Annotated in this window: 15 protein-coding genes and 1 pseudogene; 10 read left to right on the forward strand and 6 right to left on the reverse strand. The window is 35.8% G+C overall.

What is annotated here, in order from left to right; translation table 11 throughout:
- Positions 1-192: pseudogene (locus tag BB781_RS06780) on the forward strand (ATP-binding protein); the annotation flags it as partial.
- Between the two features lie 818 nt (positions 193-1,010).
- Here BB781_RS06780 and BB781_RS06785 read toward each other — a convergent pair.
- From BB781_RS06785 to BB781_RS06795, 3 genes are all read right to left on the reverse strand, one after another.
- A complete protein-coding gene (locus BB781_RS06785) occupies positions 1,011-1,316 on the reverse strand; it encodes a hypothetical protein (protein WP_094227747.1) in 306 nt (101 codons plus the stop codon).
- Positions 1,303-1,884 (reverse strand): hypothetical protein, encoded by a 582-nt coding sequence (locus tag BB781_RS06790; protein WP_094227748.1) that lies wholly within the window; start codon positions 1,882-1,884, stop codon positions 1,303-1,305. Before BB781_RS06790 ends, BB781_RS06785 begins: the two co-directional genes overlap by 14 nt.
- A gap of 161 nt (positions 1,885-2,045) precedes the next feature.
- Entirely contained in the window at positions 2,046-2,348 is a 303-nt protein-coding gene (locus tag BB781_RS06795) for an AAA family ATPase (protein ID WP_242492567.1), read from the reverse strand.
- Between the two features lie 326 nt (positions 2,349-2,674).
- Here BB781_RS06795 and BB781_RS06800 point away from each other — a divergent pair, with 326 nt between their 5' ends.
- On the forward strand, positions 2,675-4,033 hold the full coding sequence (locus BB781_RS06800) for a hypothetical protein (RefSeq protein ID WP_394335327.1): 1,359 nt from the start codon (positions 2,675-2,677) through the stop codon (positions 4,031-4,033).
- A gap of 18 nt (positions 4,034-4,051) precedes the next feature.
- Here the strand turns inward: BB781_RS06800 and BB781_RS06805 are convergent, their stop codons facing one another.
- Positions 4,052-4,822 (reverse strand): DUF6293 family protein, encoded by a 771-nt coding sequence (locus tag BB781_RS06805; RefSeq protein ID WP_094227751.1) that lies wholly within the window; start codon positions 4,820-4,822, stop codon positions 4,052-4,054.
- Positions 4,823-4,921: 99 nt separating this feature from the next.
- Here BB781_RS06805 and BB781_RS06810 point away from each other — a divergent pair, with 99 nt between their 5' ends.
- The 5 genes from BB781_RS06810 (at position 4,922) to BB781_RS06830 (ending at position 10,799) form a co-directional block, all read left to right on the forward strand.
- Positions 4,922-5,752, forward strand: coding sequence for a viperin family antiviral radical SAM protein (locus BB781_RS06810; RefSeq protein ID WP_164997803.1), 831 nt, complete (start codon positions 4,922-4,924; stop codon positions 5,750-5,752).
- The gene (locus tag BB781_RS06815) at positions 5,739-6,347 is read left to right on the forward strand and encodes an AAA family ATPase (protein WP_164997804.1); all 609 of its coding nucleotides are present in this window, start codon (positions 5,739-5,741) and stop codon (positions 6,345-6,347) included. Before BB781_RS06810 ends, BB781_RS06815 begins: the two co-directional genes overlap by 14 nt.
- Positions 6,344-7,084: a viperin family antiviral radical SAM protein gene (locus tag BB781_RS06820; RefSeq protein WP_094227754.1), complete on the forward strand. Its 741-nt coding sequence runs from the start codon at positions 6,344-6,346 to the stop codon at positions 7,082-7,084. The genes BB781_RS06815 and BB781_RS06820 overlap by 4 nt, the downstream gene beginning before the upstream one ends.
- A gap of 114 nt (positions 7,085-7,198) precedes the next feature.
- Complete coding sequence (locus BB781_RS06825) at positions 7,199-10,210, forward strand: tetratricopeptide repeat protein (protein WP_094227755.1); 3,012 nt, start codon at positions 7,199-7,201, stop codon at positions 10,208-10,210.
- Positions 10,211-10,262: 52 nt separating this feature from the next.
- Positions 10,263-10,799 carry a hypothetical protein gene (locus tag BB781_RS06830; RefSeq protein ID WP_094227756.1) on the forward strand — a complete coding sequence of 179 codons (537 nt, stop codon included), beginning with the start codon at positions 10,263-10,265 and terminating at the stop codon, positions 10,797-10,799.
- 207 nt (positions 10,800-11,006) lie between these two features.
- Here the strand turns inward: BB781_RS06830 and BB781_RS06835 are convergent.
- Both BB781_RS06835 and BB781_RS06840 read right to left on the reverse strand, forming a co-directional pair.
- Positions 11,007-11,689 (reverse strand): IS1 family transposase gene (locus tag BB781_RS06835; protein ID WP_094227757.1). Its coding sequence is split into 2 segments (ribosomal slippage): positions 11,007-11,366 and positions 11,369-11,689, totalling 681 coding nucleotides; the frame shifts between segments, so codons are not numbered across the junction.
- Between the two features lie 87 nt (positions 11,690-11,776).
- Positions 11,777-12,574, reverse strand: a complete 798-nt coding sequence (locus BB781_RS06840; RefSeq protein WP_129582654.1) for an HFX_2341 family transcriptional regulator domain-containing protein — start codon at positions 12,572-12,574, stop codon at positions 11,777-11,779.
- 184 nt (positions 12,575-12,758) lie between these two features.
- Between BB781_RS06840 and BB781_RS06845 the strand changes: the two genes are divergently transcribed.
- Genes BB781_RS06845 through BB781_RS06850 form a run of 3 tightly spaced genes read left to right on the forward strand, consistent with a single transcriptional unit; the run spans position 12,759 to position 15,786 of the window.
- Positions 12,759-13,490, forward strand: a complete 732-nt coding sequence (locus tag BB781_RS06845) for a hypothetical protein (RefSeq protein ID WP_094227759.1) — start codon at positions 12,759-12,761, stop codon at positions 13,488-13,490.
- Between the two features lie 6 nt (positions 13,491-13,496).
- Positions 13,497-13,718, forward strand: coding sequence for a hypothetical protein (locus BB781_RS15325; protein WP_129582655.1), 222 nt, complete (start codon positions 13,497-13,499; stop codon positions 13,716-13,718).
- On the forward strand, positions 13,711-15,786 hold the full coding sequence (locus BB781_RS06850) for an ATP-dependent DNA helicase (protein WP_164997805.1): 2,076 nt from the start codon (positions 13,711-13,713) through the stop codon (positions 15,784-15,786). Before BB781_RS15325 ends, BB781_RS06850 begins: the two co-directional genes overlap by 8 nt.
- Positions 15,787-15,949 lie beyond the last annotated feature (163 nt).

A 15,949-nucleotide genomic window follows, 5' to 3' on the forward strand; every position in this document is an offset into this window, starting at 1 on the left:
AAGATCAATGCAGATGTCTATTTCAGTCTGAAGGAGAAGGCAGCTCATGTTAAATGGTTCACTGAAAGAAAAGAGTATTTTGCACTCATCAGTAAGTCTGGTTTTACTAAGAACTTGCATGAGATAGCAAAGCAGGAAAATGTTTTGCTGCTGACATTGGAAGATTACTTTTCAGATTCTATTGTAGAGTGAGTGACAAAGTTATTATTGCCGGTTATTGAAATTGCAATCGGAAATGTATGCAAAAACCTCTTTCCATGAAGAACAATAAAGAAAAAGAAGCGAGCTGGGTAATAATACCCAGTGTCTACTTCAAAACAACTATTGAATACACAACCTGACTTCCGTTTTTTTAGGCTCATAAAAGTCTCTTGATACGGAAATATGTGCTTGTATTTTACTACATTATTTAGTTTGGCAAGAAGTAAAAATCAAATTCTAGTGGCATTTTCTATTTACATCTCCTGTTGATATGCGCTTAAAACTTGGGAACTCAGGTTTAAAACAACCAGTGGACTGGCCAACTTTTTTAATAAATTGTTTACATTCATGAATCGGAGGAGGTTCAATACAGGAATCTGTAAAGGTAAGTTTCCACTCGAGATAGCACGAAACAAATATGGATGATGCCCCTACGAAACTGTGTTTATACTTTTGTAGTAGTGGTAACCATCTGTTAATAACAACTATTTAACTCTTATTTTTTAAAATAAGAATGCAAAAGAGTGTATTAAGACAACGGATTATTTAAGGGAGAGATTTTTAAGAGGGTTTGGCCGGATTTGAAGGGTGATCCGAAAATAATAGAAAAGTCTCTAATTTATGGAGATTTAATAATGTTTAGATAATAAGGAAGCAAAAATAAAGAAATGTTTTAAGTATGAATTATATTGGCATTTTGATTGATTTATGTGATTGTTTTTTTCTTGAACAAATTGTATACTACAAATAATTTTTTTGTGGTAATTTAGAACCAGTTGATATCTGTTTAATACTTCGGCAAAACCAGCCTATATCTTGCAAAGTATCCGAATTGTGGTATAATTGTTCATCAGCAAAACAAGCCCTCTGATATTAAGCTTCTGAAGGGCATCGTCAAATGCAAACTCATTTAGTACCGTCGCTTTATTTGCTTCCTCTACAGATACATCGACATCGGTGCCAAAGGCGTTGCACAGGTCCTTGTAGAGTGTTTCCTCATCCCTTTTAAGAGAATAACGTTCAGAGGGCTTAAGAGGAGTGGGGAGTTCCCTGTTTGTCCAGTGTATCATATCCATACTGAAGTCGAAAACCTCCTTTACATCATCTTTGAACATTCGGCCTTATGCTGAAGCCTTGATACGCCATACTCATCAAGGGGGGCGAAGAACCCAAATCTTGATTGTATTTCAAACCGCCCATGTCTATTACGTCGTTCTTGAACTCATAGGTCTTCTCAACAATGTAGCTATCCAGGTTCCCGGGAATGGAGGGATTCATCAAGAGTGAATCGATAAGATATGCATTGAGGATGGGATAATCTTCCCTGCAGTATTCATTGATTTTCTTTCTGCTTTTGACATTATCTACATCAAGTATTATGGGAATTTGCATTGGCGTCATTTCCAGGTTAAGATATGACAGGCTGATTTCTCTTCTCTGTCCGAGATCGACTGCCTTATCCTGCTCTGAGATCCTGTAGAAATAATCCGATGATACTCTTTTAAAATCAGAAGGAATGACAGAATTCATTGAGCCCGTATAACCGTTCCAGTTCTTCTGTTTTCCAAGAACTGCTGCATTAATGCCTCCTGTCTTTCTGCCACATGGAGGAGTTGAATTGATATAGATGCCACTGCCAAGGCCTATACATTCAATTATTCCTTTATCTCCTACATAGGGCATCTGCAGATAGTCTATCACCTCTTCAAAGTCCAGGATGCTTCTGGGCCTGGTGCTGGTGTTAAGGTCAACAGGTTCCCATGAAGCTACTATTTTGATGATAGTTTTGGAGAACCCATCAATGACCTAGTCGTGGACAACTTCTGTGTCTATTACGTGCACCTTTACAAGCTCATTTTGGGAAGGTGCCTGCCTGTAAGGTGAGTTCCAAGTTCACGGCTTAGCATACTTGCATTCGAACCTGTGACGTACACCTTTTTCTTATCATCATGAAGGCGTATGACAAACCTTTCCCAACCCTGTATGTTCTGTATCTCGTCAAAAAAGAAGGTATCTCTTTCACCATACAGCTCTATCAGCAATTCATACATTGTCTGAAAGTCTTCTATTGTAAAATCAAAGAACCTTTCATCGTCAAAGTTTACAAAATAGCTCTCATTCAGATGGTCTTTTCTGATCTCGTTCATGAGCGTTGATTTACCAGCTCTTCTAAGTCCGGATACAATAATGATAAGGTCTGATGTTTTATCTGTAATCTTATCCAGCAGCTCTCTTTTTTACCAGGCCCTCAACTTCTTTTATTGTATCGTTCTGCTCTTTTAGAATGACCTTTAGTTTATCTTTGTCCATGATTCTTAGTTGTCTTTTGTTGTTTATAGTCTATTTGGTTTGCCAGACCAAATAATATATGCTTTTCTTGGTTTGCTAGAGTATATATTTTTACCACAAGATTATTATATTCAAATATTAATTCATTTTACATATGGTCTTTTTAAAGTTTTTTCCATGGATTGTGTTGTTTTTGGTCATATGTTCTTTCAGTGGATGCGTTGAGGATGACCAGAGTTCTGTGCATAGTGATCCGGTTAGTGATGTTGCAGATGATAAGAACGCCGACCTTAACTACGAAATTCACAATGCAAGCTTGAAAAAAACAGCTATCTTCGAATTAGAGAACGGATATTCCCTTAAGGTTCTTGAGATCAAACGAAAAGAAGAGTTTGTACGGATTTCATTCCGGAAAGATAATCAGGAATATGCCACACAAACAATCTATCTTGGACAGACATATGATGTTAAAGATCCGAATAAGAAGAATGTTGTGTACTCTGTGCATGTAGACAGAATACTTGACAACAGCTTCGTCGTAGAACTGACATGTACCATAAGACCGGAGATCGATTTTGATTCATCCGTTCCTGAAAGCATGCTGGAGGCTAAAGCGGAAGTCAAGATCGATACTGATACCATGACCCGTACCTACACCTGGGACTATGATGCTTATGAGTTCACGATCCAATCCGAGTATTACATAGATGCGTATGATGACTATTCTGAAAGAAGTAGGGCTCGTAACTATGATCGTTTTGTAACGGACCCTTATGATGACGAACTGATCTCCCAGATCAGCAGCCAGCTGGAAGATCTTGCTCATAACGCGGGTTATGGGGACGATGAGATCCCATATATTGCCATGACATTTGTTCAGTCGCTTCCCTATATCAGTGATAGTGTATCGTCAGGGTATGACGAGTACCCAAGGTTCCCGTTCGAGACACTCTACAATGGTGGAGGGGATTGTGAAGATTCATCTATACTGCTTGCATCGATCCTTTACGATATGGGTTATGGGGTTGCCCTGATTGAGCTGCCCGGACATATGGCGGTTGGAGTGAAGGGAGCTGACAGTCTCGAAGGGGCTTACTATGAGTATGCAGGAACTAAGTTCTATTACCTTGAAACAACAAATTCCGGGTGGGATGTCGGTGAGATACCTGACGAGTTCCTGGATGATGAAGCACTTATATATCCCATTTACTACGGTTTTCCGGAGCTGAGTATCGACTTTGAGGGTATGTCCGTTAACGATGCTTACTACAGGTATGTGGACCTGGACATCGAGCTTGAGAATGTGGGTTCTGCAACTGCAGAGGATGTGGTCATATATACCTCTCTTGAGACAAGAACTGAAGGGAGGGTATGGGACCAGATTGCAAGTGACGTTATTCCTGCATTGAATGCAGAGGAAGGTATTAAGTACAGCGTATCAAACCTTAAAGCACCTGTGGGAGAGCGGTATCGTGTCCGTATCGTTGCGTGGGGTTCGAACACCGAGTCGGTATATGTTTATAGTGATTGGACGACTGCTTGAGGTCAGCATTTTCGAATCCTATTTTCCTTTCAGGCTCACAAACTTCAATGTGAACTCCCCATCAGAGGTCAAAATATACTCCTTTTCCTTCTTACTTCCTTCGATATGCTTTTCATCGATAAGATTCCAGTTGAGAAGGTCTCTTGTTAAGGAATTGAATACGCCATCTTTAAGGTTCCTGTCAGCTCTTTTCTTATCTCTTATTGGAATATATTCCTTTGAGAGTTTTTCAAACAATTTTTTTCTTGGCAGTTTTTTCAATTTTTCATCACTCGAAGGCTTTTGTTCGTCCAGAATTCTAAGTATAGTTACCCTGTTAGGGTTTGCCTGGAAATCTTCAATGTGAACTTTTGGTATTGAGATTGTTTTAGCTGTTTTTTCCATATCTACATGGTAAGGTATTGCTTCGAACCACAAAGCCATCATGAACAAGCCTATTGATAGTGCTTTAGTTCCTCCTGATACGTTAAAGTAGTACTCAGCATCGGGATTCTTCTTATATATCTCAAAAACTGCATCCTTGATATGATCAAGAGTGTCGGCTTCTATAATTTTCTCATGCACTCCTTTTTTTGCAATCGGTGTGGCTAGTTCTTTTAAATTCTCTATAGACCTTCTGATAGCTTCTCTTGTTTTCTGTTTGTCTGGATCATCTGAATCCTCATAGATTCTCTTTTCAGCAATGACATATACCTCGAATGCCGGTGAGATGTTGTAGATTGCTATGGAAAATGTGTTATGCACATTCGCCCCGGCACTCATTATGTGAATTTTCTCTTTTTTTGTCATTCTATGTTTCATTTTAAGTTTATTAATTAATAAATCTATTTATTAAATAATTAGTAAATTTAAAAAATTATTATGTACACTGGAACGAATTCTCAGTTGATGACGAATACAACAATAAAATCTGTAAACTGGCACGTGACCATGAATTGCAACTACAAATGCAGGTTTTGTTTCTACAAAAACATGAGTGGGGAATTCAAAGATATTGAAAAAGCCAGACATAAACTTGAAACTTTAAAGGAAAAAGGAATTGAGAAAATCAATTTTGCTGGCGGAGAGCCTTTGTTATACAAAAATCTGAACTACCTTCTAACGATGGCAAAGGATATGGGATTCATCGTTAGCATTGTCACAAACGCAGCTCTGCTCAATGAGAATAATCTCAGGCAAATGAGTGAGTGTGTGGACTGGGTAGGTATATCAGTAGATTCTGCGGATGAATTAATCGAAAAAGAACTGGGGAGGGGAAACGGGAATCATGTGGAACATGTCCGTAAGGTTTCCGAACTTGTCCACGACTATGGCATGAAGTTAAAGATCAACACTACAGTCACCAGGATGAACTACTCTGAAGATATGAAGCCGTTCATATCATCCTTGTGTCCGGAAAGGTGGAAGGTCTTCCAGATACTTCATATGAAAGGCCAGAATGATGATGCTCTTGATCTTATTCTTAACCAGGAAGAATTTGATATCTTCAGGAATATAAACGATGGACTTGTATTCAAAAATGGCACCTCACCTGTCTTTGAATCTGTTGAAGATATGCTGGAATCATATTTCATCATAGGTCCGGATGGTGATATTCTTCTAAGTAAAGGCAATCAGCGCTCAACAATTACTTTTGAATCGCTTCATCATATGGAGCTTGCAGATCTGGTTGATGCAGACAAGTACAATGGAAGGAGAGCTGTCTATGACTGGAACTAAACCGGTCTTTTCTTTTTCAGATTCTTCTCTGGATAATCTGAATTCATTGAGAAGGATCTGCTTTACAGGTGTAAGGGGAGTTGGAAAGTCACGTGTGCTTAAAGAGATTAACAAAGAAAAGCTGAATTTTATTTTCACTTCAGGCTCTGATATTCTTCAGGATATGATGGGGGAAGCTTACTCTCAATTTGAATTCTTACCTGAATACAAAAAATATGCTTACAGGTTGAAAATCAGGGATTCACTTCATAAAATGCAGGAAGTAAATGGAAAGGATTTGCTGGTTGATTCCCACCTTACGGTCTACAATTTGAAGTCTGGAGAAATTGATGTAATCTTTACCCATGAGGATTACGGATTTTATACGGACATTATCCTGCTTGATTCATATCCTGAACGTATTCTTGACCATCGACAAAGAGATACTAACAAGAAAAGGATCATTGATCTGGATGTTATCAGGAAAGAGCTTGATTTCGAAAGGAGGAAGGCTTCAGAAATATCAGAGGAGTATGGGATACTACTTCATGTGATTCAGATGGGTGAGGACGCTGCTGAAAAAATGCTCGATATTTTACACAGGTGCAAAGTATGAAAAATCTCACAAAAGGTTTTCAATCAAGTACTTTCCTTGATTCAATCAATTGGCATATTACATTGAAATGTAATTACAATTGCAAATTTTGTTCTGTCAAAAAACAAAAATCAACGATTACTGAAATACTAGACGCCGAAACTATATTGTTCAGATTATATGATATGGGATTTGAGAAAATAAACCTTGTTGGTGGAGAACCTTTACTTTATCCTTTTATATATGACATTACAAAAATTGCAAAAAAGATGGGATTTGTAATAACTCTCAGAACTAATGGATCACTTTTAACAAGCTCGAAAATTGCAATATTATCCCCTTATCTTGATTGGATAGAACTTCCTCTTGATTCAAGTAAAGAAGAAATTGAAAAAGAACTGGGAAGAGGATGTGGAAAACACATACAGAACATTCAGAGGGTTTCGAATATTCTCAAATGTACGGATGTAAAATTGAAGATTAACACCATTATTACAAAACTAAACTGCAAAGAGGATTTGAAACCATTTATAAGAGCCTTAAATCCTGACAAATGGGAAATATTTAAGGCACCTAACATAAAGGATGAAATTTATTCAAAATTCTTAATAAGTGATCAAGAATTTCTAAATTACCAAAAATTGAATGAAGATATTATATTGAAATCAGGAGATAAACCTGTTTTTAATCAACATAAAAACACTATTGATTTATGTTCTGTGTTACTAGCTTCAAAAGACATTAATAGTGTCTCATAAAATATATATTCGATGTTGGCATTAAATAGTGGTGAAAGTATTGCAGCAATTGAAAAAAAGTATTCATTATTGAATTCATCTGTGTAGTAATTTTTCTTTGAAGTGAGTGAAAGAATGAGTAAAATAGACTATAACATAATTAAAGAATTTTTCTTTGACACATATCTAATTGATAGTCATCTCAAAGTAAGGGAGAAATTCAAACAGTGCACCACAAAGATGGAAAAAGAAGAGCTTTACCATCATTTTCAATTGAATAATCTTTTTTTGATCAGAAGATGTCATGATCCTGGTTTTTACCTATATGTTCTCGATAAAGTAAATAAAAATGAAAAAATCAAAGCAACTGTAAAAAAATATACTAACAAATTAGTCACTTCAAGCTTAAATTTTGAACAAGAATTATTTGGATCATTCTCTAATGAAGTTGAAGATAAATTGATTGACAAAGAGATTAAAAATCCAATAACTTGGCCATTTTCATCGTCATTAGACAAAGCCAAGAACTTTGATGAAGTAAATGACAATTCCTTATATTATTTTTCTAAAAGACTTCAGCATGCGATTGATAATGGGGAAGAAAACGAATTCTTTGTACTCTCACAACTTATTAGCGATTATAAATCTGGATATTTCAAGGGTTATCAGATATTTAGTGAGGATAATTTATATGGGGAACAAGTAGGTTCACATCGCTGGTTATACTCTCAGAGCCAATACATGCTTGAAAATATAAAATTTTGTTCACATTACTACTATTCCCATTCTTTTAATATTCACAATTTAGTGAAATTAAATCCTCATGATGTTAAATTTGTGAAAAAGCTTGTGAAAATAATAAAAGAAATGACTGATGATAAAGAACTCTCAATGCTAGATACTTTAATGAACTATAATAAATTCATAAATGATGCTTTTTCAGTTGCTTCTCTCATTTGGTTCAATTCGCATAACGAAATGGATAAAATAAATATTTTGAATAGTGAATACCCTTTCGAAATATCTGATAATATACTTGAAGAATATAAGTCCGCTCTATGCGAATATCGATTTTGTAATAATGAGAAAAATGATTATTTTGAGTTATCTATATTTGCAAATGAACTTTTTCAGTCATGTTTTTTTGAAGAAGCAAGGATAATTTGGACCTCTATCCTGAAAAGCACTGAGAATACAAATACTAAGTTCAGTTGCTATGATAATTTAGCAACAACTCTTCGGGAACTTGGAAAATTTGATGAAGCTATAGATTATTACAAAAAATCACTTGTTTTAGCGGAAGAACTTAGCAAATCAAAGGAACTGAACGAAAAAAATAATGTTGACTGGAATCAATTGACCACCGATGAAACTGAAAAACAATTATTAAGACACATCGGTAAATATGTTGACAAAAACTGCAATTATACACATAAAATGGCAGTTGAGTTAAAGAATATTGGGGAAATGTATTATCAATTAGGTGAAACTGAAATTGCCGAAAAATATTTCCTTGAAACTGAAGACAAATGTTCAGAATTATCTCCCTCTGAAAAAAGTAATATTTATTTCAATTTAGCCTGCGCAAATAGAAGATTGGGCAGATTCAATGAAGAATTCACGTATTTATCAAAAATATTAAATGAAAACGGCATAAATCCACTGGCAGAAGAACGTGCTCTAGAGAGAATGAGTATACTTAATTCTATGGAATTTATGCTGCAAGATGGTAGTTTTGATTATAATAAATTGAACAAAATTGAAAACATAATAAAAGTTGATGAACTATCAAAAAATGGAACATCACTTTTCCATACATTTCAATTCGCAAAATCAATGGACTATTTTGAAAAGGAGTATAAGATTGAAAAACTCCATGGCTTTTCTTGTTTCAATTCTTTAAATTATAATGCGACGTATAATCTATATTGCGGTAATTTTCTAAAAGCAAAGGACTTGTGCAAAGAACTAATCGATAACTCTCAGGAGCCCGTTTATGCTGCCATTGCTAAAATCGATATTGGTTTAATTGACATTAAAGAAAATAATTTTGATGAGGGGATTAAGCATCTCGAAGATTCTTGTGACATATTTACTCAATTAAACAATGGATTATTGGAATTTATAATTACGATTATTAACACATCAACTTTGTTGTGGTCAAAGGGAAATGTAGATAAAATCATTGATTCACTTGAAACGAAAATAATCTCAAAGGATATTAATTTTCATCTAATAGCTGGCTGTGCCTACCTGGAAGTAGGATTCTTCGAAAATGCATTTGACTATTTTGAACGTGGACTGAATACAAAAGCAGACAATGAAACAAAATCACTTCTCTTATACAATAAAGGACTTGCATATTCTGGCATTGGTAAAACAGATAAAGCGATAGAGAACTATCAAAAATCTCTTGATTGTTTGAAAAGTGTTTATGCCTGGGAATCAATGGCAAAAGAATATAGAAGAGACTTAGAGACCATAAAAGCAAAAGAATGCATTGAAGAAGCAATAAATTTATCTTCAGAAGATGACAAAAAGAGACTCGAAAATATTAAGGAAGAACTTGATGCACTCTCAAGCAAAAGGCTGAACCTAAGCTCTTTAAAAGATGATAATATCAGAAAAACATTGTATTCTGCTGAAAAACTGATGATCAGCGACATCAAGAAAATGGAAGATATCAATGAACGTGATTTCTCTACATCTTTGCATTATTATGGCAAAGCCCTGGAGAATATGCTTGACAGTCAGATCTCAAACCAAATACGTCAAATTATTTATGATGAATTTGGATATTGTGTTTGTGAAGATTACAGCAAATTTAAAAGAAAAGAATTCCCTCAATACCTAAAGTACATGCTGGATAAAAACAAAAAAGGGTCTATTGGACTAAATGGTTGGAGAACAATACTGCAATATGTAAATGAAAAAAGTAAGAATCCTGTATACCAAAAGTTCAAAGACGAATTAATAAAACGTTATTCTCCAGAAGATATGCAAAAAATCAAATTTGCATGTGGTATGATTAGTTCTTATAGGAATGACTCGGTACATAAAAATGTAAAAAGTTATGATGAGGTGCTAAATGTAAGGCAAAAGATTGTATTGCACTTGAATAATGCAATCTATATCTTGTATAAGTAGAGTTCTATACTTTCCTCTATTCTACGTTTTTTATCAAAAGATGGGTAATCAAATGTCAATAAAAAAGAACTGTAATCATCATACCAATATCCAATACAGAATTTACCTTGATATGGACAATGTAATCACCGACTTTGACAATGCCTGCAACAGCATTTCATCTGGGCTTATCAAACTACATAGTTCAGACAAAGATGAGTTCTGGAAGATAATCGAATCTCAAAAAATCACTTTTTGGTCAGAAATGCCCTGGAAAAAAGATGGCAGAGAACTTGTTGATTATCTACTGAATTACAATACAACAATACTATCAGCACATCCAAATCCTAAAAGAGGAAACGTAGCAGAATTCAGTAAAAATGGAAAATATGACTGGCTGGCCAGAGAGATTGGTAAGGACTTTGCAGATAAAGCTATTATCTGTAGACGTTCTGATAAAAAGACATATTCATCTCCTAATTGCATTCTTGTAGATGATAATGCTCAAAATATTAAAAGTTGGGAAGAAGCAGGTGGAATCGGCATCTTGCATTTTACTGCTGAAAGTGCTATAGGTAAATTAGAGCAGTTATTTGTAGATATGGATTAGCTTACATGAAAGATAAAAACATGAAAAGGTTTGTAGCAGAAGATGCTGTCTTTCACAATTTAGGAAGGTATCTGGTTATGGAAGAAGATCAATGGAGATTTTTAGTTTATTTTTCACAGCAATAATATGATATACCGCCTGAGGCGGTTGGCTGCACTATTTTTAGCTAAGCAGACATGGTTGCAAGGTATATTTCTTTTGGCATTGTTATTCAAACATAGCTAACTCTTTATTCCTATGTTTCATTAAGAGCAAAACAGAATATTTCAGCATTTCAAGGCTTTTTGTATAACACTTTGACTTTCTCCTTAGTCTTGTCAGAAAGTGTCTGAGTATGCTGTTGTATCCTTCGACAGTATACGTTTCTGCTTTTGATCGTGTGTGAATTTTTCTAGGAAGAAATGCCGCGTATGCTTTCCAGTAATCAGTCATTATTTGGCCAACTGCTTTTGTTTCTAACTTTCTCCATAGTTGTATTCCTGTTTCTGTGCCCCTGCTGCCAAAAGAGCAGTCGATGAATTTTTTCCCAACTCTATCAACAGCAATCCAGATCCAGCAATATTTTTTTTGTTACTGATATAAGTGTGCATCTCATCTAATTCAACGATCTCTATCTCATTTTCACTTTTTAGGGCTTCTAACTCCTCGCCAAATTTCTTAATCCATTTATATACTGAAACATGGCTTACTCCTAGAACTCGTCCGATAGAACGAAAACCTAATCCTTCAAGATAAAGTTGTAACGCCTGCCTTTTAACAGAAATGGAACTAGCAGTTGATTTTACCTCGACGGTATAATTATAGCCACAATCGTGACATTTGTAGCGTTGACGTCCACCGACTTTTCCATTCTTTTTGTGATCGGAACTCTTGCATCTAGGACAGTTCATGTTGAAGTATAAGCTCTCATCTATCTATCGATCTATGTTTGATTAACAAAGTCCTTTATTTTTCTCCTGATCGGACACTTATAGAAATTATTCCATAAAACCACTCACATACGCAATATACTGCCCTGCTTCAGTGATCTTAGTTACTGTTATTCTGCCAACCTTTTCCCGCTGAATGTATCCCATTATCTCCAGTTTGTCTAAATATCGCTTATTAAGTAGCATAATTAAATTCCTTTTTTTACTTCTCCGCTCATATCTATCCATATCTTCGGGCAGCTCCTCAAAACCCTGGACCTCTTTGTCTTTCAGAATCCTGAATATCTCTTCATTATCCATTCCATCAGGTTTCAGGGAAAGCCTTGATAATAACATTTTACTAACATTGTCAGGCATCATTATCTGGAAATTGTGAATAGGGGTAATTTTCAAATTTTCACATCTGCTGATACCGTGCTCCTGAATCTCTTCTTCTGACGAGGAATAATTATCTGCATGAACATAATAGACATTTACCTGATGAACCATGGCAGCAAGTGTAACTCCCACCGAAGTCAATCTCCCACAGGCTGACATGTTGATGTTGATTATGTTGTTCATCTCTTTTTCTTTCATTATGATTGAGGATACCCTTTTCATTACTTCTTTGATATCAAACATATCAACATTAATTGATATTACTTCGATACCTTTTGATTGCAATAGTGTCTCTACTTTTTTCACATAATCTCGCTGCTTTTTCAGCATCATCTTTTTCAGTGCAGCATTTTTCGTAACTGCAAGGATATAGACCCTGTCAGCCTTGTATTTTTCAAATGGTTTTAAAGCTCTGTCAACTTCATGACCTAAAGGAATGATATGAACTATTTCTTGTAAGCCTTTCATAGAATCACTATTGTTCATTATGTTCATAATGTTATATTGAACATAATTATTAACTTTCCTGTTCATCAGAAATCTAGAGGTAAAAACCTTGAGAGAACAATACACAGGAATTTCGGAGAACTATATAGACACAGTAGAGAACATTGAAGAAGCTTGTAGAAAAGTAAGCATGTGGTGATTGATCATGACTTTTGAACCTAAATTTTTAGATAAAGAACGAGTGAAAAGAGTTGATTCGTTCTTAGATCTTGTTGATATTGCAGAGTGGTACAAAAATTATAGTTGGAACAGAGACACATGGAAAAGTGGTTTTCCTGAAATTTTAAAACTAGAGATTGCAATTGGTGGAGCTGCAAAGAACAATGCTATCGATAAATCTCATTTGATCCAGATAGCAGAATGGGGAAGACTTAGGGACCCACATAGAGTAGAGCTGACAGGCAATCTGGATATACCTTTTTATGATGAAGATACAATATTTGAGTGGGTTGAAAGGTACCCTGGGATGCACCTTGATCGCTTAAGCAAGGTTATTACTGGCTTTGGTCCCACATATTCAACAAAACTTCTTCGTTTTGCAGTCCCATCTGAATTTGGTGCACTTGATACCAGACTTGTAAGAGTATTTGGCCGAGGGGATAGCAAGAATAAAAAAATAGATTTTCTGAAACTTGCCGTCCAGAGTTCTAATGGTGGGTCAATAAAAACAAGTAGAGATACATGGCCAAGTGAATACGCCATCTGGATCAATATTTTGAGATACATTGCACATAAGCTGAATGATTCAAGTATCCTCTGTCCTCATCCTGAGGGGTTTGTTGAAGCAGGATTGAGAGAAGATGGAATCTGGCAATGTGCAGATGTTGAGATGGCTCTCTTTTCTTATGCCACACACTGCATTTACAGCGGGAAATGATGTACTATGTCCCGAATAAAAGTATGTCCCATGTGTGGAGCAAGGAAGGCATTGCCAATGGTCTATGGACTTCCAAGATTTGAAAGTTTTGCTAATAAAGAAGAGCAGGATTGTATCTGGATGGGGTGTTGCATGCCTTCTAATCACAAAACAATGTACAGGTGCACGAATTGTGGTCAGGTGTTGACAAAAGATGAGGTTAAGGACGAGGCTGGTAACAATGAATAACAATACATGTTCCGAAATATATGATTGGTTCCCTTACGCTGAATATCGTCAACATCAGCGTGAAATGCTTGAAGTTGCACAACAAATAGGATTAGAAGGAAGTATTGGTCTGATCGATGCTCCCACAGGGTCTGGGAAATCAAGTATAGTAGCTTCACTTCTGAGCGTTCTCGAAAAGAAGAAGGCATCAGGTGAAGATAAAAAAATTCTGGTGGCAGTAAGGACGAAATCTCAATTGAATACCTTTATCAATGAACTTGACAGGATCAGAAAGGAAAAAAGAAGTGATCTTACATTTTGTTCTCTGATTGGTAAGCAGGATTTATGTCTTATTCCATGTAAAGAGGATAAATATGAAGTATGCAAGGTACTTCAACACAATTCCAGAGAACTAATACAAAAGGGAATTGTTCCTGAAGGTCATAAAGAAGAGCATTTGACCAACTATGATTTTACAGATGCACCTATATTTGAACAAACAAAGGTCTGCCCTTTTTATCTTAATAGCAGAGAGACTAATGATAAAGGACAGATGGTCTTCACAAAAGAACTTGAATCACTAGCTAATTTCATTCTTAAAAATACATTATATTTAGACGACACTGTTAATCTCTGTAAACGTGAAAACGTTTGTCCCTACGAAGCTGTTCTGGCAGCAACGAAGAATGCAGATGTGATCATTGTTAATTTCCTGCACATCTTTAACGATAAACTCAATCCTGGCGAAATACCGACCAATTCACTTATTCTGATAGATGAAGCACATAATATTGGAAATACAGTTCAATCCATTCAGACAACTGACATTGTGAAAAAAGATTTTGATTTCATCAGGGAAGATATTGATGCTCTTCTAAAAGATCGTCCACAATTAAAGAATCATGCTGATAACATATTCAGTCTTGTTGAAGCAATCGAGCTTTTTTCCCATATGCATGTCATAGCTGAGGACAAAAATGATGTATTTCTCTATGAGAATCTAAAAGAGATTATTTTCAGGAAATGTGGTCCGGAAAAAAGAGAATTCTGTGAGGATAATTACTTGAAGGTTTATTCCAAGTTAAAGGATGATCTCAACATAATCTCCCATGAGATAGAAGCACGGAAGATCAATTCAATGGACCTTACAGGTAATTCTATCCAGAGGCTTCAGGCTTTCATGGAAAATCTGGAAAAGTTGAAATCGATTTCATCATTTTTGCCTGTTTATTCAATTGATGATAAATCTGAAGTGAATCTGGAGATAAGGAATATCGATCCAAGTGAAAGGATAAAGCAGGTTGCAAATGAATATGATTGCTGCCTGATGGTCAGTGGTACGTTATCCCCTCTGGAGGTCTTCAGTCAATATTATTTTGGGAATGAGAAAGTGGTTACACATTTCGTACCAAATGCATTTCCAGAAGAAAATAGAAGACTCATATGCATAAAAGATGTGACTTCAGCCTATAAGAAACGAAATTGTCTGGACAATCTCGAAAGAACTCTCAGGTGCATGGAAACATTCTGCAGCATAGATGGAAATCTGGCCATATTTTTCCCTTCATACGAGGTTCTGAATATCTACAGGACTGAAATTGAAGCCCGGATCAGTAATAAAGAGTTGTTCATTGAACCACGTGATTCAAAAGAAGCGGAAGAGGTAATCAAAAAGTTCAAGTCCTTGCCTGGTGATGGAAAATCAGGATTGATACTCGGTGTTTGTGGCGGTAAGTTGTGTGAAGGTATTGATTACCCAGGAGACATGCTTGTCGGAGCATTTGTCTATGGTCTGCCACTTGCACAATGGAACAATATCCAGAAACGGATCAATGCATATTATGAGAGTAAATATGGTTCTGATGGAACATTTATAGCATATAATCTTCCAGCCATCAATAAAACTATCCAATCCCTTGGAAGAGTTATCAGAAATAAGGATGATAAAGGTTTCTTGGTAATAGCTGATGAACGCTATTCATTCCCATTATACAGGAACAATCTTTCACCATGGATGAAAGAGGAAATCATCTATTGTGATTCTGTGGATTTCGAGGGATATGTCGGGGACTGGACAAAAGACGAATAATGATGCATAGATTCTCACTTTGACAGTTTATTCTATGAAACTAATATGGAGACTGTTTGCAGATTTGACATGAATTTAATATAAAAGATTTGCCTTAATTACGTTACTTAATATGTGTATACTATACTACATCCAATTCACCTCTACCTTCTAAATTTGGTAA

This window comes from Methanolobus psychrotolerans, from assembly GCF_002243045.1.
Lineage (GTDB): Archaea > Halobacteriota > Methanosarcinia > Methanosarcinales > Methanosarcinaceae > Methanolobus > Methanolobus psychrotolerans.